The organism is Rubrobacter aplysinae (genome assembly GCF_001029505.1).
GTDB lineage: Bacteria > Actinomycetota > Rubrobacteria > Rubrobacterales > Rubrobacteraceae > Rubrobacter_A > Rubrobacter_A aplysinae.
In genome coordinates this window covers 104,687-124,835 of the sequence record NZ_LEKH01000007.1, presented here as the reverse complement: position 1 = coordinate 124,835, position 20,149 = coordinate 104,687, and the positions used below count along the sequence as shown (strand labels likewise).

Annotated in this window: 25 protein-coding genes; 22 read left to right on the top strand and 3 right to left on the bottom strand. The window is 61.7% G+C overall.

Translation table 11 applies throughout. The annotated features are described in order from the left end of the window. The first annotated feature begins 119 nt into the window (after positions 1-119). From ABD53_RS09195 to ABD53_RS09165, 7 genes are all read left to right on the top strand, one after another. Positions 120-932: a hypothetical protein gene (locus ABD53_RS09195; protein WP_047865475.1), complete on the top strand. Its 813-nt coding sequence runs from the start codon at positions 120-122 to the stop codon at positions 930-932. Between the two features lie 89 nt (positions 933-1,021). Further along, positions 1,022-1,426: a hypothetical protein gene (locus tag ABD53_RS09190; protein ID WP_047865474.1), complete on the top strand. Its 405-nt coding sequence runs from the start codon at positions 1,022-1,024 to the stop codon at positions 1,424-1,426. Positions 1,427-1,617: 191 nt separating this feature from the next. After that, the gene (locus ABD53_RS09185; RefSeq protein WP_053057875.1) at positions 1,618-2,535 is read left to right on the top strand and encodes an ArdC-like ssDNA-binding domain-containing protein; all 918 of its coding nucleotides are present in this window, start codon (positions 1,618-1,620) and stop codon (positions 2,533-2,535) included. 144 nt (positions 2,536-2,679) lie between these two features. Continuing rightward, a complete protein-coding gene (locus ABD53_RS09180) occupies positions 2,680-2,991 on the top strand; it encodes a hypothetical protein (protein ID WP_047865473.1) in 312 nt (103 codons plus the stop codon). 131 nt (positions 2,992-3,122) lie between these two features. Beyond that, on the top strand, positions 3,123-6,899 hold the full coding sequence (locus tag ABD53_RS09175; protein WP_160309661.1) for an SNF2-related protein: 3,777 nt from the start codon (positions 3,123-3,125) through the stop codon (positions 6,897-6,899). 176 nt (positions 6,900-7,075) lie between these two features. Continuing rightward, positions 7,076-7,588 (top strand): hypothetical protein, encoded by a 513-nt coding sequence (locus tag ABD53_RS09170; protein ID WP_152670702.1) that lies wholly within the window; start codon positions 7,076-7,078, stop codon positions 7,586-7,588. Between the two features lie 38 nt (positions 7,589-7,626). Further along, positions 7,627-7,932: a hypothetical protein gene (locus tag ABD53_RS09165; protein WP_152670701.1), complete on the top strand. Its 306-nt coding sequence runs from the start codon at positions 7,627-7,629 to the stop codon at positions 7,930-7,932. A 126-nt stretch (positions 7,933-8,058) separates the two neighbouring features. Here ABD53_RS09165 and ABD53_RS17990 read toward each other — a convergent pair whose 3' ends face one another. Beyond that, positions 8,059-8,487 (bottom strand): nuclear transport factor 2 family protein, encoded by a 429-nt coding sequence (locus ABD53_RS17990; RefSeq protein WP_047865469.1) that lies wholly within the window; start codon positions 8,485-8,487, stop codon positions 8,059-8,061. 302 nt (positions 8,488-8,789) lie between these two features. Here ABD53_RS17990 and ABD53_RS09155 point away from each other — a divergent pair, with 302 nt between their 5' ends. The 12 genes from ABD53_RS09155 to ABD53_RS09100 all read left to right on the top strand — a co-directional run bounded on the left by ABD53_RS09155 (position 8,790) and on the right by ABD53_RS09100 (position 16,012). Beyond that, the gene (locus tag ABD53_RS09155) at positions 8,790-9,071 is read left to right on the top strand and encodes a hypothetical protein (RefSeq protein ID WP_047865468.1); all 282 of its coding nucleotides are present in this window, start codon (positions 8,790-8,792) and stop codon (positions 9,069-9,071) included. Between the two features lie 84 nt (positions 9,072-9,155). After that, the gene (locus tag ABD53_RS09150; RefSeq protein ID WP_152670700.1) at positions 9,156-9,659 is read left to right on the top strand and encodes a hypothetical protein; all 504 of its coding nucleotides are present in this window, start codon (positions 9,156-9,158) and stop codon (positions 9,657-9,659) included. Between the two features lie 3 nt (positions 9,660-9,662). Then, a complete protein-coding gene (locus tag ABD53_RS09145; protein WP_047865466.1) occupies positions 9,663-9,857 on the top strand; it encodes a hypothetical protein in 195 nt (64 codons plus the stop codon). Then, positions 9,854-10,096 (top strand): hypothetical protein, encoded by a 243-nt coding sequence (locus ABD53_RS09140; protein WP_047865465.1) that lies wholly within the window; start codon positions 9,854-9,856, stop codon positions 10,094-10,096. The genes ABD53_RS09145 and ABD53_RS09140 overlap by 4 nt, the downstream gene beginning before the upstream one ends. After that, a complete protein-coding gene (locus ABD53_RS15945) occupies positions 10,093-10,794 on the top strand; it encodes a DUF6573 family protein (RefSeq protein WP_053057874.1) in 702 nt (233 codons plus the stop codon). Before ABD53_RS09140 ends, ABD53_RS15945 begins: the two co-directional genes overlap by 4 nt. Before the next feature lie 87 nt (positions 10,795-10,881). Beyond that, entirely contained in the window at positions 10,882-11,034 is a 153-nt protein-coding gene (locus ABD53_RS17270; RefSeq protein ID WP_160309659.1) for a hypothetical protein, read from the top strand. A 173-nt stretch (positions 11,035-11,207) separates the two neighbouring features. Then, a complete protein-coding gene (locus ABD53_RS09125; protein ID WP_047865463.1) occupies positions 11,208-11,657 on the top strand; it encodes a hypothetical protein in 450 nt (149 codons plus the stop codon). Positions 11,658-11,734: 77 nt separating this feature from the next. Continuing rightward, positions 11,735-12,607: a hypothetical protein gene (locus tag ABD53_RS09120; protein ID WP_152670699.1), complete on the top strand. Its 873-nt coding sequence runs from the start codon at positions 11,735-11,737 to the stop codon at positions 12,605-12,607. Further along, entirely contained in the window at positions 12,607-13,545 is a 939-nt protein-coding gene (locus ABD53_RS16965; protein WP_047865461.1) for a hypothetical protein, read from the top strand. Before ABD53_RS09120 ends, ABD53_RS16965 begins: the two co-directional genes overlap by 1 nt. Before the next feature lie 2 nt (positions 13,546-13,547). Further along, positions 13,548-14,726, top strand: coding sequence for a hypothetical protein (locus ABD53_RS16960; RefSeq protein WP_047865460.1), 1,179 nt, complete (start codon positions 13,548-13,550; stop codon positions 14,724-14,726). After that, a complete protein-coding gene (locus tag ABD53_RS09105; protein ID WP_047865459.1) occupies positions 14,723-15,610 on the top strand; it encodes a ThiF family adenylyltransferase in 888 nt (295 codons plus the stop codon). Before ABD53_RS16960 ends, ABD53_RS09105 begins: the two co-directional genes overlap by 4 nt. A gap of 45 nt (positions 15,611-15,655) precedes the next feature. Next, complete coding sequence (locus tag ABD53_RS09100) at positions 15,656-16,012, top strand: hypothetical protein (RefSeq protein WP_047865458.1); 357 nt, start codon at positions 15,656-15,658, stop codon at positions 16,010-16,012. 18 nt (positions 16,013-16,030) lie between these two features. Here the strand turns inward: ABD53_RS09100 and ABD53_RS09095 are convergent, their stop codons facing one another. Next, the gene (locus ABD53_RS09095; protein WP_053057873.1) at positions 16,031-16,504 is read right to left on the bottom strand and encodes an Lrp/AsnC family transcriptional regulator; all 474 of its coding nucleotides are present in this window, start codon (positions 16,502-16,504) and stop codon (positions 16,031-16,033) included. Between the two features lie 137 nt (positions 16,505-16,641). Between ABD53_RS09095 and ABD53_RS09090 the strand changes: the two genes are divergently transcribed. Together ABD53_RS09090 and ABD53_RS09085 are read left to right on the top strand one after the other, a co-directional pair. Next, positions 16,642-17,064, top strand: coding sequence for a carboxymuconolactone decarboxylase family protein (locus tag ABD53_RS09090; protein WP_047865456.1), 423 nt, complete (start codon positions 16,642-16,644; stop codon positions 17,062-17,064). A 140-nt stretch (positions 17,065-17,204) separates the two neighbouring features. After that, positions 17,205-17,675, top strand: a complete 471-nt coding sequence (locus ABD53_RS09085; RefSeq protein ID WP_047865455.1) for a hypothetical protein — start codon at positions 17,205-17,207, stop codon at positions 17,673-17,675. Between the two features lie 271 nt (positions 17,676-17,946). Here the strand turns inward: ABD53_RS09085 and ABD53_RS09080 are convergent, their stop codons facing one another. After that, entirely contained in the window at positions 17,947-19,170 is a 1,224-nt protein-coding gene (locus ABD53_RS09080) for an MFS transporter (RefSeq protein WP_053057872.1), read from the bottom strand. Between the two features lie 136 nt (positions 19,171-19,306). On the opposite strand from ABD53_RS09080, the gene ABD53_RS09075 reads away from it, so the two are divergent. Next, a complete protein-coding gene (locus tag ABD53_RS09075; RefSeq protein WP_053057871.1) occupies positions 19,307-19,888 on the top strand; it encodes a CGNR zinc finger domain-containing protein in 582 nt (193 codons plus the stop codon). Positions 19,889-20,149: the final 261 nt, after the last annotated feature.

Sequence of the window (20,149 nt, the reverse complement as noted above, 5' to 3'; positions counted from 1 at the left end):
GTTACATAAAGTCACGTAAGAGAGTAGCTGATCTCCACCAGGCCAGCCTACGTAAGATATGCCGCCTTCTGCTGCTTTCAGGGGTGCAAGCAGCAGAAGGCTACCCGGAGGAGAGTGCGGTGCCCGCCAATCAGACCAAGATCACCATCTACAACCCGAAGGTAGAGCCGGACCCCAGGGACCTCGTAGCCTCCTCCCGGCGCGAGTTCAGAGACGAGGAAGAGGCTACAGAGCTAGCCATGAGAGTGGCCCTCGAAGACCCTTCGGAGGTGGACCACCTCGCAAAGACCACCGCCCGTGCCCGAGCGCGCCTGAAGGCCGCCGCTACGGAGCTGCTCCGCTCCCTGATCGCCCTACTCTTCGCCTGGCTGGCGCGGGTGTTCTTGAACCAAGCCCGAAAAAAAGTTACCGAGCAGCGGGGCGTGATAGGCCGGGCCGAAAGCAGCGTGCTCGCTCTACAGCGTCTCCTAAGTCGTTTCTGGGTGAGATGGCTGCTCGGCAGGCGGAACCTGCTTAGGATGCTCGGAGCTACCGTAAGGGAAGACGACGAAGGCAATCCGGTGTGTAGCTTGAAGCTTGCCGAGCGCCGTTACCGCGCTAATGAAGGTCTATGCGGCCAGGGTTACGCGAGCGCGGCCGACTCACCCACTACCAGGGTGGTTATCGGTGTCCGCTCTGCAGCCGGTGAGGTAAGTCAGACCACGTGGTGCTTGAAGCGGTTCGTGAGCACCGGTACCGGGGGCTGGAGACCAGTCAACGCCTCTTATGAGGCAGACGCCAAGAGCCTCGTACTCGCCTTCTACTCCGAACCCGCCGTCCGGGGACAGCTGGCCAGCGCTGGCGAGCCGTCCGAGGAGGCAGCGGAGGAAGCTCCACGACATCAGAGCCCGGAGCAGGCCGGGGCAGAGCCAGGTCTGTGTGAGGCGGCCTGATAACGAGAAACCAAGGAGATCATCATGCAAGAACTCACGCCAGAGCTCGATAACAAAGAGGCAGAAAGATCTCGGGAAAGGAGGTAGTGATGAGCGATACGGTACGACTCTACGGCTGCGGCTGCTTCGAAGGTTCCGAAGGATTCGAGACATGCCGCAAGGCCCGCAGGCTGGAGGACAGGATGCACGACGCCGAGCTCACGGTACAGGGCTGCGCCTCAAACGCCTCCTGGCTCGCCCAGTATCCGCTGACCTACGACGATCCCGAGTACTTCGAGCACGGGCGCTCCGTGATGGATCATGCGGATAAGCTCTCCCGGGTGGCGGTGGAGCTCGAGCACCTTTATTACCGGGAGGTCGCCGCGCGCAAGCGGGCGAGCAGGGCACACCGGTCGATCTCGCACCACATCAGCGTCCAGACCGCTCGCGGTGAGTACCGCGACGAGCTACTGGAGGACCCGCCGGAGCCCGACTTCGACCAGGCGGACCTCTAGAACCTCTAGAACTGCATTACCATCTCTCCTTGTATACCCGGCCCGGTCAGCCCTCGCCAGGGGTCGAGAGGGCTGACCGGCTCCGGGCTCCTTTCTCCTTTCCCTTCCTTTCCCCACCTTCCGGAGCCGGTCTACCTCTCCTGTACATCAATCCTTAAAAACCCTTATATACCCTCTAGAAAGGATGCGACATGCAGACCGCGGAGCCCCGTGCCCGAAAGCGTGCCGATGCGATCCGAGGCACTGAGACAAAGGGTACAGCCGGTACCGAGAAGACCTCGAAGGCGATGGAGCTCCTCAAAGAGGGCATCACCCGGATCACCACGAGCGAGGAATTCAAGCGATACCTCTCGTTCACCCGGTCATTTCGGAAGTATTCACCGAACAACACCATGCTTATCTTCCTCCAGCGCCCCGACGCGACGATGGTGGCCGGGTACCGGAAGTGGCAGGAGCACGGCCGGCAGGTCAAAAAGGGCGAGAAAGCGATCAAGGTCCTTGCCCCGGTACTCCGCAAGGTAGAGGATGAGGAGACCGGCGAGATGGTCAAGAAAATGGTCGGATTCCGCGACGCCAACGTCTTCGCCTACGAATCGACTGAAGGAGAACCTCTACCTGCGCCGCCAATGACCGGGAGGGTAGAGGCTGACGCAAGCTCCGCCGAACGCCTGTACTCGGCGCTCTCTCGCGTCTGCGAGGCCGAGGGCGTACCCGTTACCGAGGCTGAGCTCGGACCCGGACACTACGGCTATCACGACCCGAGGAGCGGGCGGATCGTGATCTCCAGTGCCATACCGGAGGTGAGTAAGGCTACCACCCTGGCTCACGAGCTCTGCCACTACTTCCTGCACCCGCTGCACGTCAGCCTTACCGAGGACACGGGAACCAAGGAGACCGAGGCCGAAGGCGCCTCCTACGCGATCTGCGGGCACTTCGGCATAGACACGGAGGCGTTTAGCTTCCCGTACATCGCCCGTCACGCCGAGGATCCGAAGACTCTGCAGGGCGTTATAGGTCGAATCCACGAGGTGGTCGGCAAGGTCCTCGACTACGGAGTTCACGAAGCGGCCGAAATCCCGGACTCCGGAGAGAGCTCGGTAGCCGCCTAGAGAACCTAGAGAACCCCGCTCCTCCGAGAGCCGGCAGGCGGTCCCGCAAAAGATGCGGACCGCCTACCGGCTTTCACAACTTGCCCACCGGTGCTTCCACAATCGTAGGAACCGTCCATGCAGCACCCTACAGAGGAGACAAGCATGCCCGAGAAGCTACCCGTTACCGTCAGCTTTGGCGGCTACACCTGCAACGCCTACCGCGACCGCTATCCCGAAGGCGGGGCTACGGCCATCTACCTTACGGACATCCGCGACGATAAACCGGTTGCAACGGCTACCGTGAACGTCCCCGAGGCAAATCCCCAGCTAGGTATAGGCGCCGTGCTTATCAAGGATTACAGCGAGGGCGAGGGGATGATGGCCGCTCTCGAAGAAGCCGGAGTAGCGGCCGACACCGGCAAGACGATACCTATCGGCTTCACCGAGGCCAAGATAGCCCGGATGCTGTTCTAACTACCCTGGCGGTCCCCAACCGCCTCTCGCCCGGACGCCTCGTGCGGCCCCGAATGGATGCGGGCCGCACGAGGCGGCTCTGCGTGTATAGGGAGTTATCAAACCGAACCATAGAAGGAGGTGTCGTGGCCGTGGATCACCTCAGTAGAACGTCCACCCCGGCGACCGGGACCCTGACCACGCCCCCGATCCTCGATGCTCCGGCTATCCCGGACGAGGACGGAGATGAGGTTGGTACACCCGTGCCACAGTCAAGAACCGCTAGCCGTAGCGACGCCAAGCGCGGGAAGCTGCGCGGCGGCGCGGCCACCGATGAGGCGCTCTCTTCGAGCCGCCGGGTGCTCACCAATGCCCGCGGCAACAAGGCCGCCTTCATAGGTCTTCAGCAGTATTTTGCGCCGATACAGGCCTCACGGCTAATAGCCGAGGTCCTTGGCGAGAGGACTCCCGTGCTCGATCCCACGGCCGGATCCGGCTCTCTTTTGGCCGCCTTTAACGAAGCGGCCCGCTACGGCATAGAGATAGACGGCGACCATGCTGGCGCTCCCGAGTATCCGTACACCGCGATCCAAGGCGACTCCCAGAAGGTCGTGCCCATGCTCCGGGCAGGTGGCACCCGCTTCCCGGCACTCGCTCTGAACCCGCCCTTTGGACTGGACTGGCGCGACGCTGGCAAGAGCAAGTCGAACATCAACTCCACCGTGCTCGCCTTTCTGTGGTCGCTGGACCTGATGGAGCGTTTCGGGCAGGGGGCGATGGTCTGCGGCACCGACCGGCTCGCAACAGCTGTCCTCTCCCGCGAGGTGGCGGCGGGCGTCTACGCCGTGGTCGATGTCGAAGGCCCGCTGTTTGAGGGAGTGCAGCTTCCCTCCTCCATCGCCTTCTACGTGAGCCCGGCCAACACTAACCGCGCCCCCGGCGAGAGGCCGGCGCGGCTCTCGGCCCGACGTGAGGAGCTGCCGGAGCTAGCCGAAGAGGTCGTGGCCGCGCGCCGGCGGCACACACCGCACGTCATGCCCTACTCCCCGAATGAGGAGGCGCTTGCGTCCGGCTTTAGGGCGGTGCGCCGCGAGTACCAGAGCCGGGAGAAAACGGCACGGAGCAAAGCCCGTGCCAACCGTTACGACCTTACCCTGAAGGGCTCGAAGGTCTCGGTTGGCATCTCGGCGTTCTCAAAGCTCGCCCTGGCGAACACGAAAGGCTCGCGCACCGTGCGCGAGATCGAGCTCCTCGGAGGCCAGCACGTCTCCTACTTCGGCCAGAACCCGAGGACCCTCCGCCAACTGCGCGAGCTACGGGACGAGGAGGCGCTTACCCTGGACCCGGCTCTGGAAGAGGCCGCGGATAAGGCGCTCGCCGAGGCTGAAAAGGTCTCCACGCCGCTTTTCACCTTAAAGCCCCAGATGCGCCTTGGCTGGCTTACCGACCTCGACTTCATCCGCTGCAAGAAGACCGACCCCGAGCGCGGCTTCGAGGCCGGCGAGAACTACGCGCTCTCCACCAACTCCAAGATCGACCAGCAGACCGAGAGCCGTGTGGTCGAGGACAAGGACGGCGTGCCGGAGCTCAGGCAGTTCCAGACCGAGCGTCGGCTTCTGGAGGTGAAGATCGGCAGGGGCTCAGAGCAGCAGTCCTTCGACGAGGGGCCGGAGAACATCGCCTACCTCATCGAGCACTTCGAGATCCCCGACCCCGGCTCGGTCGCCGAGAAGTTCCCCGAGGAGGTCGGTGAGTACCGCCGCCTACTCGAAGAGATAGCCGACGAGAACGGCTTCACGCTCAAAGAGTTCCAGATAGACCACCTCTCCCGGCTACTCACCAAGCGCCGGGGAGTCCTGGCACATGAGCAGGGACTCGGAAAGTCCTTGCAGCTCATGGTGCTCGCCGAGGCCACGGTCAGGCTCGGCGCGAAGAACCAGGTGCTCTTTGTCGCCCCGCAGGATCTTCTCAGGCAGTGGGGCCGGGAGTACAAGAAGTTCTTCGGCTCCAGGGTCCACACCCCGGAAGAGGTGCGGGAGAACGTCCTGGCCCGCTACAAGGCCGACGCCGAGCGGTATGCCGGGGGCGAGCTAGAGGAGATCCGCACCCCGGCCAAGGCCCGCGAAGTGGCGAAGCGGATGGAGGCCGGCGAGGAGGGCTGGTTCATAACCTACTACGAATGCCTGTCAATCGTGGGCCGCAAGAAGGAGGTACTCCCGGAGGAGTACGTGGACCACCGGGCGGCCCTGGGGGGCCGCCTGTACCGCTACAAGCTCTCCAAGGGCAGTCCTACTACCATCCCGGGGCTCCTTGGTGGAGCGAACACCGCGACGACCGCCGACGCTTGCCCCTCTTGCGGCGCGGACACGGATTCCGGCTGGGACGGTGAGGTGTGCAGGGGTGACAGCTACGGCTATAACCCCGGCTGCGGCTACGTCCACCGCTCCGTCTATCGGAAGGCTGCCTACACTCACCTGACGACCGCCTTCAAGCAGGGTGTCAGGTGCATAGACGAGATCTCCGAGGTCCGCGGCGACGACTCGCTGAGGAGCAAGTCACTGCGCGCTCTGGCTCGTGGCCCCCACATCTATGGCGCAACCGGCACCCCGCTATCAAACTTTCTGGCCGACGCATTTTGGGGGCTCTACATATGCCTCGGTAATGCAACCCCTGCATTCCCGTACGACTACCACGGCGGTAAGGCAAAGTTCGAGGACGACTTCTGCGTCACCGAGCACATGATGGGCCGCGCCGAAGACGGCGAGGCGAACCAGCGCAAGCGGCGCAAGATACTGCCCCAGGTTGCCAACGTCTCCCAGTTCTGGCGCCTGGCACAGCCCGCCATAAGCCGGTGCCGCAAGGAGCAGACCGGCGAGCCCCTGGTCGAGCGGACCTACCATCCCGTCAGGGTGCCGATGGGCGCGGCCCAGAAGCGGGCTAATCGGTTCTGGCTCTCCCGGTTCGGTTCTTACTTCGAGTGGAAGTTCCCGAATCATCCGATGGTCGAGAAGGGCCTGGTGGATAAGTGGGCCGCCGCTCTCGGCCAGCTCTGGCGCCTCGAGACCGCGGCCACACTTCCGGCTTCGGACGAACCCTCCAGAGAGTGGCCCGAGGCGCGAGAGGAGCTCGGTGAGCTCTCGAACTTTACCCCGGCCACCCTGAAGGTCCTCGAGCTAGTAATGGAGCACGTCGAGCGCGGCGAGAAGGTGCTTGTGGGCTCAGACCTGATCATGACCGGCAAGTGGATCGCCGACCGCTTGCAGGAGAAGGGTATAAAGGCCGTACATATCACCGAGGAAGCCGCAAACGGCGCGATCTCGACCAAGAACCCCCGTAAGCGTAGCCGTGAGATCGAGCAGTTCGTAGAGGGCGACGCCCAGGTGTTGTGCGCCGGCGTGGCGGCCGTCAAGCTCGGCCACAACCTCGACGTATCCTCGACCGTCATAGTCCACGGCCTTCCCTACTCCTTCTCGGTGATGGACCAGTTCATAGCCCGCGTACACCGGCTGACCTCGAAAAAGCCGGTCTCGGTGTACTCGGTGATCCCGAAAGGGTCTCTTGCCGAGCGTAAGTACGAGCTCCTGTCGAACAAAGGGGCAGCCTCGGACCTCGCGTTCGACGGCGAGCTCCAGGTCCAGCCCGAGCAGGCCACGGACTGGTCGAAGGTCCTAAAGGAGATGCAAGAGCGCGGCATCCGGGCTCTCGGCGAGGACGGCGAGGCCGATCCAGAGGGAGAGACCGTGGCAGAAGAGGACGTCGAGGCCGCGTGGCGGGCTATAGCCCCACTCGCTCCTCAACCATCCGCGACCCCGGGGACTACGGAGACACCGGAGCCCGAGAGAAAACGGCGAACTCCCGAGCTGGTCGGGTTCTCACACGCCGGGCACATAGAGAACCCCCACTCCTACGAGCAGCCGGCGCTGTTCTAAGGTCTTCTAACACGACACTTCCCAGGCCCGCCTCCAGAGCACCGGGAGGCGGGCCTGGCTAGCAGGCTCCGGCCCGGATCAATGCCCGTCCACACCACCGCGCACAAGAGAAAGGAAGGCTACAAATGACTCCACTGAACTCAGTAAGCTCACCATCCCGAGCGATGCTGGAGCACGTGCCACGCGGGCTAGGAACGCTGTTCACGCTCGCGGCGAACCGTGTCCTTGCCCCGCTGCTCAGTGAAGGGCTTGTCTACTGGAGAGCCGAGCGGCTCTACTGGGAAGGGGTGACCCATCCCGACGGCGGCGACCGTGACGAGCAGGAAGAGATCAGCACCGCCGAGGGCGCGGAGATCGCCCTGAGAAGGCTCGCCGACATCCTCGGCATAGACCCGGCCAGGATGCCGGGTGAAACGGCTACGCACGAGGCCGGGCTACGCTCGCTCCGCAAGCGGCTGGAGGCAGATGAGAGATCGGCGCTCGTGGTCCTGGACCGACTCGGACCCAGCCACCGCATACCGGTAGCGGACAGGATGCCGGAGTACGTTGAGAGGTTCATAGAGGCCAATGACGCCGAGAGCAGGCTGGCTCGCGCCGACCGGATCTGGGAGTACCTGGAGTGGCTGGCCGAAGCCGATAGGGCTAACACGGTACGAAAGGCCGGGACGGACCCCGAAGCCGGAGTCTGAGAAGTCTCCGGCATGCGACGGCCATGAAGGAGAGCAACATGACAGAACAACCAGAGGAGCCAAAGAAGAGTGGCTACTGGATCGACCCGAAAGGCAACAAGGTACCGGGCTCGGAGATGCAGAATATAGAAGACCTCATGGAGCTCAGGGAGACTCTGAGGGACCATCCCGAGGGCCTGGTGCTCGGGGAACTGATCGTATCCATGATCGAACTCGTGGGCGACCCAGGCACTACCTTTAAGGATGTGCGCAACGTACAGACCGGCGATGGGTACGCCTCGTTTCTGCTCACCGATTACGAGTCCGGACCAGCGCGGGTCACCCTGACCTACGAGAGTAGGTAGTGGTGAATAGATAAACGATTTCCGCCCGGCGTTCAGACCTCATCATTAGATGCCCGGCGTATAGCGGGAGCGCCAGTTATGGAGAGTCTGTTACCATCTCTTCTGGTTATTCCCATTTATGTAACGCTATGTAATGATTGGCGGCGCGGAGGCCTCTTCGACACCTTCTCTGGCGAGGCGCTCGCAGAGCTCCCCAACCTTTTGCGTATCGAGGTAAGCGCGGATGCCGACCACCCGGCCCCATGAAAAGCGTAGGACGTGCATACCTTCGTTCTCATAGGGGCTCCCATCGGCTGGACGTGCCCGATCCACCCACTCAACCGTCGCCACCGTCTGCCACGGTCCGCCGCGTACCAGCACCCTCTGAACCTCGAAGTCCAGTCCTGGAAACAGTCTGTACAGACGCTCAAACCAACGCCCAAGCCCCTCTTTGGTGTTGCGGGTACCTCCTAGTGGGTGCTCTCCAGGGAAGACATGCTCTACATTAGGAGCGCAAGCTTTTAGCAGGGTCTCATAGTCACCCGCGCTCAAGCGATCGAAGCTGAACCGTACCATTCTCTCTATCGCGTACCGATTAGGCGACAGGCGTTACGATACCGCTGAGCGCTACTGCGAAGGCACTTCGTCCCAGTGTGTTGGCTTTCAGAGCTTCCTCCTTAGCGATTGCTCGTCATCCGGACTCTTACTATACGCCGGATAATTGGTGATGAGGTCTCCGGCGTTCCCTCTGATTCCCTCTGAACAGCGTCCCCGGTGGGACTGCCCCCAGAGGTGAGCAGTCCCACCGAGGCCTGCTCCGATCTTCCGATCGTCTCTGAGTATTTCCGATTATCGAAGGCAACCCGTAAGGAGGAGACTTGAGCGCCGAACAGACGGCCTCGCAGGCTACCCACGTTGTCGACGAGGCCGAAGCATACAGGCTTGCCGAGGCCCACAATATGCCGCCTCTGGAGGTGGACGCCGCACTTTACGGCGAGAGCGTCGAACATGCCGAGTCGGTCCTATCATGGATCGACGCCGAGGAAGGCAAGTTGGTGAAGGCTTACGGTCTGCTCGAGGGCAGAGCCCGCTATAAGCCCGTGAAGATGCTAAAGGACTATTCCCGGAAGTATGTAACCGGGAGACGCCGCACGTCCTAGGAGCACGCACTAAGAACCCCACACGAACGAAAGCCCCGAAGATAGAGCCTCCGGGGCTTTCTTACCACTATAGAAAAGGGAAGAGTGGTGACTGCGAATATAACCGAAAACCCGGCCGCCGGCAACACCGAATCCCGGACGGCGGACACCCGGGACTCTGAGCGAGCATCGCGCCGCCCGGAGACGAACACCGTGAGCACGGCGAACTTCCGCTGCAAGCGCGGAATCGCCCTCTACAAGAGGTACGCCGAAAAGATCCGGCGCAGCGCGCCCCACACCTACCTCGTACCCTCCCAGTCCGGCAAGGGCATCTACCTCGTCTACATGAAAGAGGGCGAGGAATGCTGCTCGTGCCCCGACTACGCCAAGCACCATGAGAAGGACGAGGAGGGCAACGAGACCTTCTTTTGCAAACATTACTTCGCCGCCCGGCTTTGGAAGGCAAGGAGCGCCGAGTGCGCCGCGTGCAAGGGCCGATACCTCACCCGCCACCTGAAGGAGGCCGGGGAGGGACACCTTACCTTCTACGCCGACGACTACCTGTGCGGGGTGTGCGTCCCAAAGCATGGACTAGGGGAGGTGGCGTAGAAGATGGCTAAGGCAACCCAGTCCCGGTCCCCCGGCTACGAGATGCGCTACTGCACCGGCTGCGGCGGCGCCGGGATCACGACCGAGTGTGGCAACGGCCCTCACGACCGTCCGGAGACCGTTACCTGCTCTCGCTGCGAAGGCGTTGGAGAGGCGAGCATATTCGTGTACGGAACTCCAGCCAAGAGGAAGCCGTGAATGGCCGCGGGCATTTCGAGAAAGGCGAGCGGATCCAGGTACGGATGAAGTGCGGCATCGTCCGCGACGGCTACGTAAAACGTGCCTTCAGCTCGGGCAACTACACCGTGATCCTGGACAAGCCGCTATCCACGGGACGGCAGACCCACTGCCAGCCGGATGAAGTGTTCGCCCCGGCCCAGGACGGCCTGTTCACGAGATCCTCGCCGGGAGAAGACGTCTCAAGGGGAGGCCCATGATCCGCGGGCATAGACAAGAGCAGTACTTCTATGGCGGTAAGGACGACTCGGAACTGAGGGCCAGGATCAGTCCGGTCCGCCTCTACACCTTCGATCGCCTTGGCGACGGCGAGTGTGAGCTATCGGAGATAGTCGCCATTACCGAAGCGCCGTTGATCGGCGGCCGCGCGCTGGTAGCGGCACAGGTACCGGGCATGGAGCGCAGCCCCGCGGCCCGTTTCGAGCACCCGGACGAGGCGCGGAGGTTCAGCCGCAGGCTTACCGAAGCCCTCGAGAGAGTCTATATGGAGGAGGCAGGTATGCAGGCGAATCGAATGAATGGAGTGAGCGAGTTTTTCGGGGATCCGATCCACGTCTACACCCGCGAAGAGGCGAAGCAAGACGGCGTGCTCGTCGACGTCACCGGCACCGCGAGAGAAGCCGGTTTCAAGGTGGACACCGCGATCACCGCCGCCCTCGACGCCGACATCTCGGACCTATCTAGCCCTCTACTTGATGGCGGGGAATCTCACAAGGGGCGGCTGTGGGACGTGCTAGTTACCGGCCACCTCGCCGCGCACAAGAGCGGCCTGCCGGCACTCGCCTACACGCTTCACATGCCCGTAGGAGACAAGAAACTGTACGAGGTGAAGGCCGTGATCGGACCGGGAGACGACGAAGACCCGGTCCTTACGCTGATGCGCACGGACGAGGACTAGGAGCGGATCATCAAGATATCCAGCAGGAACACGATAAAGGTCCTCGTCGAGGGAGAGAAAAACGAGCCGGACAGCCTCGTCGGGCTGGTGCGCGGCAGCGTAAAGCAAGCTTCGCGGATAGCCGCCGATCACGCTCTAAAGCATCCCGAAGCAGAGGTGCTCATAAAGCGCGGTGACAGGGTGCTGGAACGTGTGGACGCCAGGAAACTTACGGCTCTCACCCACGATAGTGCGGCCTAGAGCGTCCGGGTCGTCCGAGCGCTCGGTAAAGACCGACAGCGCCCGGACGCTACCCGAGACCTTGATCAAGAGAGTAAGCAAGGGAGGTGAGCATGCAGACGTCGCAAGAGATTTCCGGAGAGGCAGAACCGATACCAAGCACGTCACCTTCTTCAAACACGTGTTTGAGGCGGGTGGTTGACGGTCCCCTCTCCCCCGCCCGGCGGCTGACCGTGGATTTCACCGCTTTCATGGAGCGGCTTGAGTCAATGCCCGGGCTCGACCACGAGAGACTCGCCCGGTATCTGGCCGGGGTGGACCTCATCATGGGGCTCGCAGGACCCCCGGACGCCAGCTTTGGCCGGGCCACACCCGGAGTCGGTGAGGAGGCCGAGGTATCGGAGCAGCTCGCCGCCATTACAGACGAGGCGCTACGAGCCGCCGAGGATCTTCTGGAGGCGGCATACACCTACGCCGACGACTACTACATGGCTAACGTAGGGGAGGACCGCCAGGAAGGACTATGCCCGGAGCTTAGGCTGGCACTCACCGAGCTCGGCAACGAGGGACCATCCGTAGCCCGGAGCGCGCTATCGAAGGCTCCAGCAGCGATAGGGCGATCCGTGGCTCCGGAGTTTATCTAGCTTACCTAGCTCATCTAACCAACCGCACACCAGATCCATACAGAGAAATACAGAGGAACACACAGGAGGTGACTACCTTGAGGCAAGTGAGGCGCTTGCGCGAGCAGCAGCCGCTCTTGATGGGCGAGGAGGAGCACCACAACCTCTTCGACGGCCTCCAGGACATCCGCTACGCCAGGGACTTCCTGCGTGTGGTCGGACCAGACGGCAGCGCAGAGCGCGCCCGCTTCGACGAGACGGGCTGGGGCTACGGAGACCCGACCTACATGGGTGGCGACCTCATGGAAGTGTTCGACTCCCAGTTAAAGGCCGTGGTCCACACCCTGTTCGGGTCCCATGACCAGGAACCGGGTGAAGACCGGCTCGGTGTCGCCGTCTACCACGCCGCCGTCGCCATGGAAGAAGACGAGATCCTCTCGGACATCGCGGCCCTCGATGGAGGCCCCGTAGAGGCGGAGACCATAGCCCCCGTCTCCCCGCGCTCTATAGGGGAGCACATCGAACAGTCCCGTACCAGAGGTAACGGAGGCACGCAACGCCGCCATGAATACCCCGGCGAGGGCGTGGCGAGCATCGGCACCGGCAGGCTCGGCTCTCTGGGCTACCGCGTAAAGGGCGAGCCTACCGGCGACTTCGAGGACGTTATCGGCGTAGAGATAAATGGGGACCCCGAGGGGGTCGAGCGGTTCACCCGCTGCATGCTTGCCGGATGCGGCGAAGGCGAGACGGTGAGGCTTTATCACTGGAAGACCGGTACGGCCGCCGACCGGATGCTCCGGCAGGCCGACCCGCCCCGGAGCGCGGTGATCCTTCTCATAGGCTTCGAGTATTTCGACCTGCGCTCGATGTTCCAGGACGTGCTCTTCGCCCGCTTCCTGGCCGCCTGGAGCGTCATGAAACGCGAGGTGAGACGTGAATCCCTTGACGAATTAGACGAAAGGATACGTTGATGGACGCCCCCGAGAACGAGCTCGCCCTTTTGAAGGACGGGCTGGCTACCGAGATCCGGCGCGCCTCTGGTGGCGAGCTGCCCGGAAGTGTGGTCGTACTGATCCGCGACGACAGGCTGCCGATGGTGCAGTTCACCAACTCGCACGGAGTCGTGGCGAGCAAGTCCATAACCTACCCTGATCTCCTCGGAGCCCTCGACGACTCCTCGGTGGTCGAGTCGCTCTCCGACGAGAGTACCAGGACCACTAAGCTACCCGTCGTGCCGGATAACACGCTGCTCGTAGACGTGAACGAGTCTCCGGCGGGCCGCTCCTACACGGTTACCGGATACACCGAGCCGGACACCTACCTGTTCTGCCTGGAGAGCAATAGAGAAGGCTATACGGTCACCTTCGAGGTGCTTCTCCCCTACCTCGTCTGGAGCATCGTGTACGAGGAGGCCAGCCGGACGGTCTCGCGGTTCTCGCTGACGCTGTGCTCCCCCGAAAGAGGCTACCCGAGGATGGGACAGTTAGAGGAGAGCGAGGCTTCTCCTGCGGGCCTCTCTAACGATGAAGGCCCGCAGGAGCAAGAGGGCTCCGAAGGCGAGAGCTCTGCGACGAAACGCTGGACACCGCCAGGACCGGACACCCCCCTCTACCGTTACCCGGCATCGAATGTCTACCACGCATACCGGGGCGCGCTAGAGGGAGTCTGCTGGCCGACGATGGACCGCATTCAGATGTCTCTAAAGGAGGTGCCGAGCAAGGCTGTGAGGGCATTTTTGGAGCTGCCGAACAACATGGACTTGTACGGCCGGGGCTTCTCTCATAACGGTCCCCAGAAGGGCTACCGCGAGTTTTTGGAGCACCTTGAAAGCGAGGGCTTGCCCGAGGAGTACCTGATCCCCACGGAGATGACCGTACAGGGACTGCACGACCAACAGAGAGGAGCGTAGAGATGAGCGAGCATAGCGAGCACAACCAAGAGCAGCACCAACAGCAAAACCAGGAACAGCACGACCAGGAGCAAAACCACGAGCAGAATCAGGACCAGCAGAACACCGCCGGCCAGCATCAGGAGCAGCAAGACCAGGATCAGCGCGAGCAGAACCGCCGGGAGCCCGAGCAGCAGAACTCTGAGCAAGGCTCGCAGCAGACTCAGGAAGAGTCCCAGGACCCTCCGGCTGGAACCACCTCGCCCTCTACACTGTTCGGCTCAGACGAGATGGAGGGTATGAAGAGCGAGGAGCAGAAAAAGAAGGAGGCCGAGGAGGCCGAGAAAAAGAAGCGGCAAGAGACCGCGAAGCAGACCGGCTCTCAGAAGGTGTATCCGGCTGGTACTGAATTCCGGTATAGCGGGCACTCGAAGATACTCGAAGAGGAGATGAGCGAGTCGAAGATCTTCGAGTGGGTGGCGGACGACTTCCCGGAGATCGAAAAGGGCCGGTTCACCTTGCGCTACGACCAGAACAAGGGCCGGCTGGTCCCCATACCCGAGGCTCAGAAGAAGGGCTCGGGGGCCAGGAGCACCCTCCAGGTGAACACGCTGCCTCCGGGTACTGACCCGGGCGAGGACAATCCTCGCCCGCCGGTCTACCGGCTCTTGTGCGCCGATGGCGTGTACGAAGTGAGAAACAACCTCTCGGGCACCTACGTGGTCCGGCTGGAGAGCGGCCTCACTCTCGCGGAGGGCTACTACCCGAGTGTCCCGAAGGCCCCGGCAACACTGCTGGCAGAGGTGGTACGCATCTTCGCCGAAAGGCCCGATACGGAGGCCCTCATAGACATCGTCTACGACCGCCGGAACGAGACATTTTGCCTGGTCTGGAACCAGAAGCGGGCGAGTGCCGGAGAGGTCGAGTACCAGCCGCTGCCAGACGACGACAACTTCGTGCTCTACGCCGAGATCCACTCCCACCACAAGATGCACTCATTCTTCTCTGCGAAGGACGATCACAGCGAGAAGCCGACCGGAGTCTACGGCGTGGTCGGGCGCATCACGGACAAGCTCCCCGAGGCCCGCTTCCGCTACTCTTGCGGCGGCCAGTTCAGAGAGCTGCTCGCTGAGGACCTCTTCGACGACCCCTCGGTGGTCGCGGCCACCGTGAGGAGGCCCGAGGCGGGAGGGCTGCTGTGAGCGTAAGAACTACCACGACCAACAAGGCGAAGCCGGTAAAGGTGATGAATCCGGCCAGGACCCGTGTCGTGATCTTCGGCGTCGGCGGTACGGGAGCCTACGTCACCCAGTCGGTGCTAAGACTGCTCTATAGCATCCGGCAGGCAAACCGGGAGACCACCGCGCTAGCTGGCGGCTCTCTGCCACAGCAGATACCGGAGGTCCTATTGGTAGAAGGCGGGGAGGTCTCGGATAGGAACATCTTGAGGCAAGGCTATCTTCCCCAGGACGCCGGGAGGAACAAGGCGCTGGTACTCAGCGAGCGCTACGGCGCGGCGTACGGTATGGCGGTGAACGCCTACCCCAACTACCTCGACGAGAGCACGGATATAGCGAACCTGGTCTGCGACGGGGCGGTGGTAGTCGGCTGCGTAGACAATGCTGCTACCCGGCGGCTACTACACGAGAAACTGTATGGGGCGGAGAACATCGTCTACCTGGACTCCGGCAACGGGGCGGTACCGATGCCCGTGCCGGATGCGCAGATAGGCAAGCAGGAGAGGATTTCCCTTAGAGAGTCCGGCTGGGACGGTCAGGTGGTGTGCGGGGCGCGAAAGGACGGCGAGACAGTACTGCCGTTCCCGGCTGACACGTTCCCCACTCTAATAGAGGTAGAAGACGCCGACGATAGGCATCCCGACGAGATCCCGTGCAACGAGCTCACGGTGAGCGCGCCACAGAGAATGACCACCAATCTCGTGGCCGCGAACGTCGTGCTCACCTACCTCACCACACTTCTTACCGAAGGTACAGTCCTCAACTGCCGCTCTCTTTTCGACGCCCGGCAGGGCTACGTGCGTAGCACCCCGGCGGTGGACGAGATGGACGAGCTCGCCGCTTCGTAAGCTTATCTGTAAGACCCGGCAGGCTACGCTACCAGGAGAATGACCATGACCACGAATAACTCCACGTACAACGCGCGTCCCGAGAACCCAGAGCTGCCAAGGCTGCTCGCCTTCCACTACGCCGAGGGCCACGACTACTACACGACCCTCGGGGGCCTCACCCACGTCCCCGGTCTCGTCTATGAGGTCATAGAGACCATCGAGGGGGACGGCCGGACGGTATACGAGGGCCGGATCTTCGACGCGGCTACGAGAGAGCAGATCCACGAGCGCCCGTACCAGTCCACCTTTCTCGCCGCCTTTACGAGTTGGTGGGAACGCGAGACCGGCACCGAGTCGCCGGTGGAGCTTTTGCACGGCGTCTCAGACCTCTCGAATCGAGAGGACGGAGATGAGCACTAGGGCCTGTCTGGTGAATCATTAGGACGCTTCTGTTGCGTCTTCGTTCCGTTTCAGAGGTCGCCACTCGATCACGCTGGATAGGACAACCGAAGTGTTGACCGGGCCAAGGGTGGCGAACCTATCTATCACTCCCTGTAAGTGTTCGATTGAGGAGACCCTCACTTTAATGATTAGACATTCCTGACCGGTCACGCGGTAACATTCGGCTACTTCCGGTAGAGTCTGGGCCATTTCGACAAGTTTGGCGTAAGAGCTACCCGCCGAATCGGCCTGGATGAAGGCGCTCATGGGTAAGCCCACCTTGGCAGCATCTACCGCAGCATGGTAGCCAGTGATGATGCCCGCCGTCTCCATCTTTTCTATCCTATCGGCTACTGCCGGGGCAGAGAGATTCACCCGGCGCCCGATCTCGTTCAGGGAAAGGCGAGCGTTGCTTTGAAGCTCTCCAAGGATAGCCCATCCAACGTTATCGAGCGCTTTTTCGTTATTCAAACCTACCTCCGCCATTTACCAATATAAGCAAAGTACTGAAACCAGTTTTGCTTTTATTGTCCATTCAAAGTAAGTAGACACTTTATTAAAGTGACGTAGTCACTGTCCAGAAGCAGAATAGTAAGGAGCGTGAAGAGATGCCCAGGATCCTTTTTGTCAGAGAAGGAGCGACACCCTTCGAGCGCCTAATGGGCCATAACCCACAGATCCTCGCTCGCTGGAGTGAACTCGAAGATACCCTACTTGGACCGAGCAGATTGGGTGCCGAACTAAAAGAGCAAGTCCGCCGGACCCTGGCCTTTGGCAACCGCTGCGAGTACTGCATGGTCAAAGGAATGCCGGCCGAGGAGCATCTCGACCGTAGGCAGCGGCTAGCAGTGGACTTCGCTCGGCAGGTAGTAGAGGATCATCTGGCTGTCGAAGACCAGGTGTTTACTGACCTTAGAGAACACTTTGTCGAGGCGGAGATAGCCGAGCTTTGCGCCTTGGTCTGCTTCCTCACGGCCTCCCAGAGGTTCGGCGCTCTCCTGAAGCTTCAGCCCGACTCGGATACGAAGTAAAAGGAACTCAGCTTGGAGATTAAGTGGACCAATAGATGAGGCTTGGCAAAGAATCGCGTTGCTACTACCGGTCAACGGCAACGAACGTGGCTACTGGAGTAGTTGCCTATGGCCTAGTCGGACCGGGGTTAGGAGAGGCTATGAGGGACATGGAGATTCGCCGGGCTACAGCCGACGACGCGAATGCCGTGGCAAGTATCCGGCACCGCGCTGGTGTAGGAGGGCCGAACATCCTCAAGGAACGCTTTCTTGTAGCCGAGGAACGGGGTCAAGTGCTGGCGGTGGCGCGTTACCGCAAGGCACGTGGCGGGCTGATGCTAGATAGGGCAGTTGCCGATCCCCAGGTAGAGGAATACCGGTTCGCGGTGCTTTTGTACGGGGGCGCAGGGGAGCTCGCGCGGACCTTGGAGCGAAGGCTAGTGTGGGTCGAGTGCGACACGCACCGGGAGTATCTCTTGGAGAGCGGCTACGTGCGGCGCGTCGGCGGCTGGCGGCTGGACGTGGACTGGGAGATGTCCTCACCGAGGCTAGTGCCGGAGTGGCTCTGGAGGAGAATGTTAGCGTTTTGGAGAGCTACGGACGCTCCCCTCTTCAGGGCATCGTGGTTCTAGGGCGGGTCTAATGGATCGTGAAGTCAGCCAAATAAACAACGCAGCGATCACAACAGCAGCCCGGTAGTTGACAGCCCTCTTCTCGTAGCGCGTGGCGTGGCATCGTCACTGCTTGAGCTTGTTCACACATCGCTCAACCACCTTGCGCCAGGCGTAAGATTCGCGATCAAACTTTGGCTTCCTACCGGGTCGTGAGGCGCGGAGCCGTGGCCGTTCGCTCCCTTGGCGCTCAGCCCTTTGGCTACTCATCTTCCTCTCCATCATAGCCTGCCTAAGCCGCGGGTTCTGTACTGTCGGCTGGTACCTTTGGCGCTGTGCCGCGAATGTCGGAACTCGGGCTGAGCGCGATGCTTACCGCCGTCAACGCAGCAGCGCACCAAAATGCTACTCGTAGATCGAAGATCCCCGCTACCGCGCCAAGGATAGCCGGCCCGACGATGGAGCCTAAAGCCAGAGAAAACAGGACTGCGCTGAAGCCGGTGGCTGGCCTTTCGTGGAAGACGTTACCGCTCCAGACCACCAGCAGAGCGGAGATCGGCATGTAGCTCGCTCCGAACACTAAGGCACAAACAATTACGAGTAGCCCGGAATCTTCCGTAAGGCTCAGAGCACCGATTGAGACGGCGAGTACGCCGAGGCAGGCAGTGAGACAATTCTTGAGGCCAAACCGCGAGACGGCGTCACCAGAGAGTACGCCGGTCACCCCAGCGACACCCACGAGGCTCCACAGTACCGGCCCCCACGCTTCTGCGAGCCCCGACCGGCGCACGAGGTCTACAGCGTAGGTGTAGTAGAAGGCGGCGATCAACCCGTAAGTGAAAGCCTGGCCTAGCAGTGGAGCCGATCTACGGCATAGAAACCAGCCGATGCCGGTTCTACTCACGCCTTCCCCGTTCCCGGTCTCCACGGACGCCTTACGGTATGGTTCCCCTGGCAGGAGCCTCGCGTTCCAGAGGGCCACCAGCAAGGCGGCTACGGCGAATGCAGCCCAGGCATAACGCCATCCCAAACCATCACTGAAGCTTCCGGTCGCGGTCAGAAGTACCACAGGGCCGGCCACCGCCAGCCCGAAGGTGGTGCCGGTGCTAACTACAGAGAGCACGCGGCCCTGGCGCTCCCCCTCCACCAGCATGGCGACGGCATCGGAGAACGGCGCCCAGCAGAAGCCTGGGCTAGACCCCGCCAGCACCACCCCAACAACGAGCGGCAAGGCACTCTGCGCGGTGGCGATCAGGAGCATCCCCGTACCGGCGCACACGGTGCCCGTGACCACCGGAAGCCTCGGTCCCGTCCTTCCGGCAAGGAACCCGGTCAAGACCATCGCTGAGAGATAGGCAGCGTAACCGGCGCTCGAGATAAGCCCCACCGTCGCGGTAGAGAGCCCGAACTCCTCCCGGAAGGCAGGTACGAACAGGCCGTAACCATAGCGGGCGAACCCATAGGCCACCGCAATCGCGGCCAGCCCCGCCAGTGCCAGTCTAGTCGTCTTACTCACGGTACCGCCTCTCTCTAAGTTACCGTCAAAACGTGTAAGACAGTAACTTACACCAGCGGGCCGAACCAGTCAAAGCGTATAGGCGGTAACATGGGACTAGATATTCCAGGTTCGGAAGAGACCGGTTAAGGAAACCATGTCAGAAAAGGCAGCACAGACGAAGCAAGCCCCGGAAACACTTGACCGCGTGCAACGGTTCGTAAACACGAGAAATCGGATGCGAGGCTACGACCATCTCGAAAGCTCCAAGGAGGCCAGGAGGTGGCTCGAAGAATCGGGCTACAGCCCGGTAGACTCAGTTGGAGATACTGAACTCGCACGCCTGCGTGAGTTGCGAGAGGGGCTACGAGACATACTGCTCTCACACAACCTCGGGACATCGCTAGAGGTTACGAAGGCTTCTTCGAGACTTAATGACCTGGTCAGTACTACTGGGCTCGGCGTCAGCTTCGATTCGGCGGGACGGCCACTTTTGTGCTCTCCATTTACCGGCACGGAGAAGGCTGTCGAAGACATGCTGATCGCGGCGATTAGGGCGGGCTATGAAGGAACTTGGCAGCGGCTAAAGGCTTGCGCCAATAAGGAGTGTCAGTGGATCTTCTATGACGCCTCGAAGAACCGTTCGGGTAGCTGGTGCGTCATGGAGATCTGCGGATCGAGGGTAAAGATGCGTTCCTATAGGGAGAGGCACTCTGGAACTCCTCGCGACGCGTCCTGATCCGTCTGACAAACTCTAGAGAGCGACAGGCTATGGACCTTCTAGCCCGGCTTGCGGTTCATGAACGGCCGGAAGACCGGCCAAATACGCTGGCCGCGGTGGCCGAGGACTGCCATGGCACGTACTGTGTGTACTGCGGCAGGCGCGGGTGGGCTATTCGAGAGACGCATGAACTACCCAAGTCAAGGCCAGATCACAGGGAGGACTGCCCCGTAAAGCAGGGCCAGCGGCTTCTGGAGCGGATCTACGGAGATCGAGGTG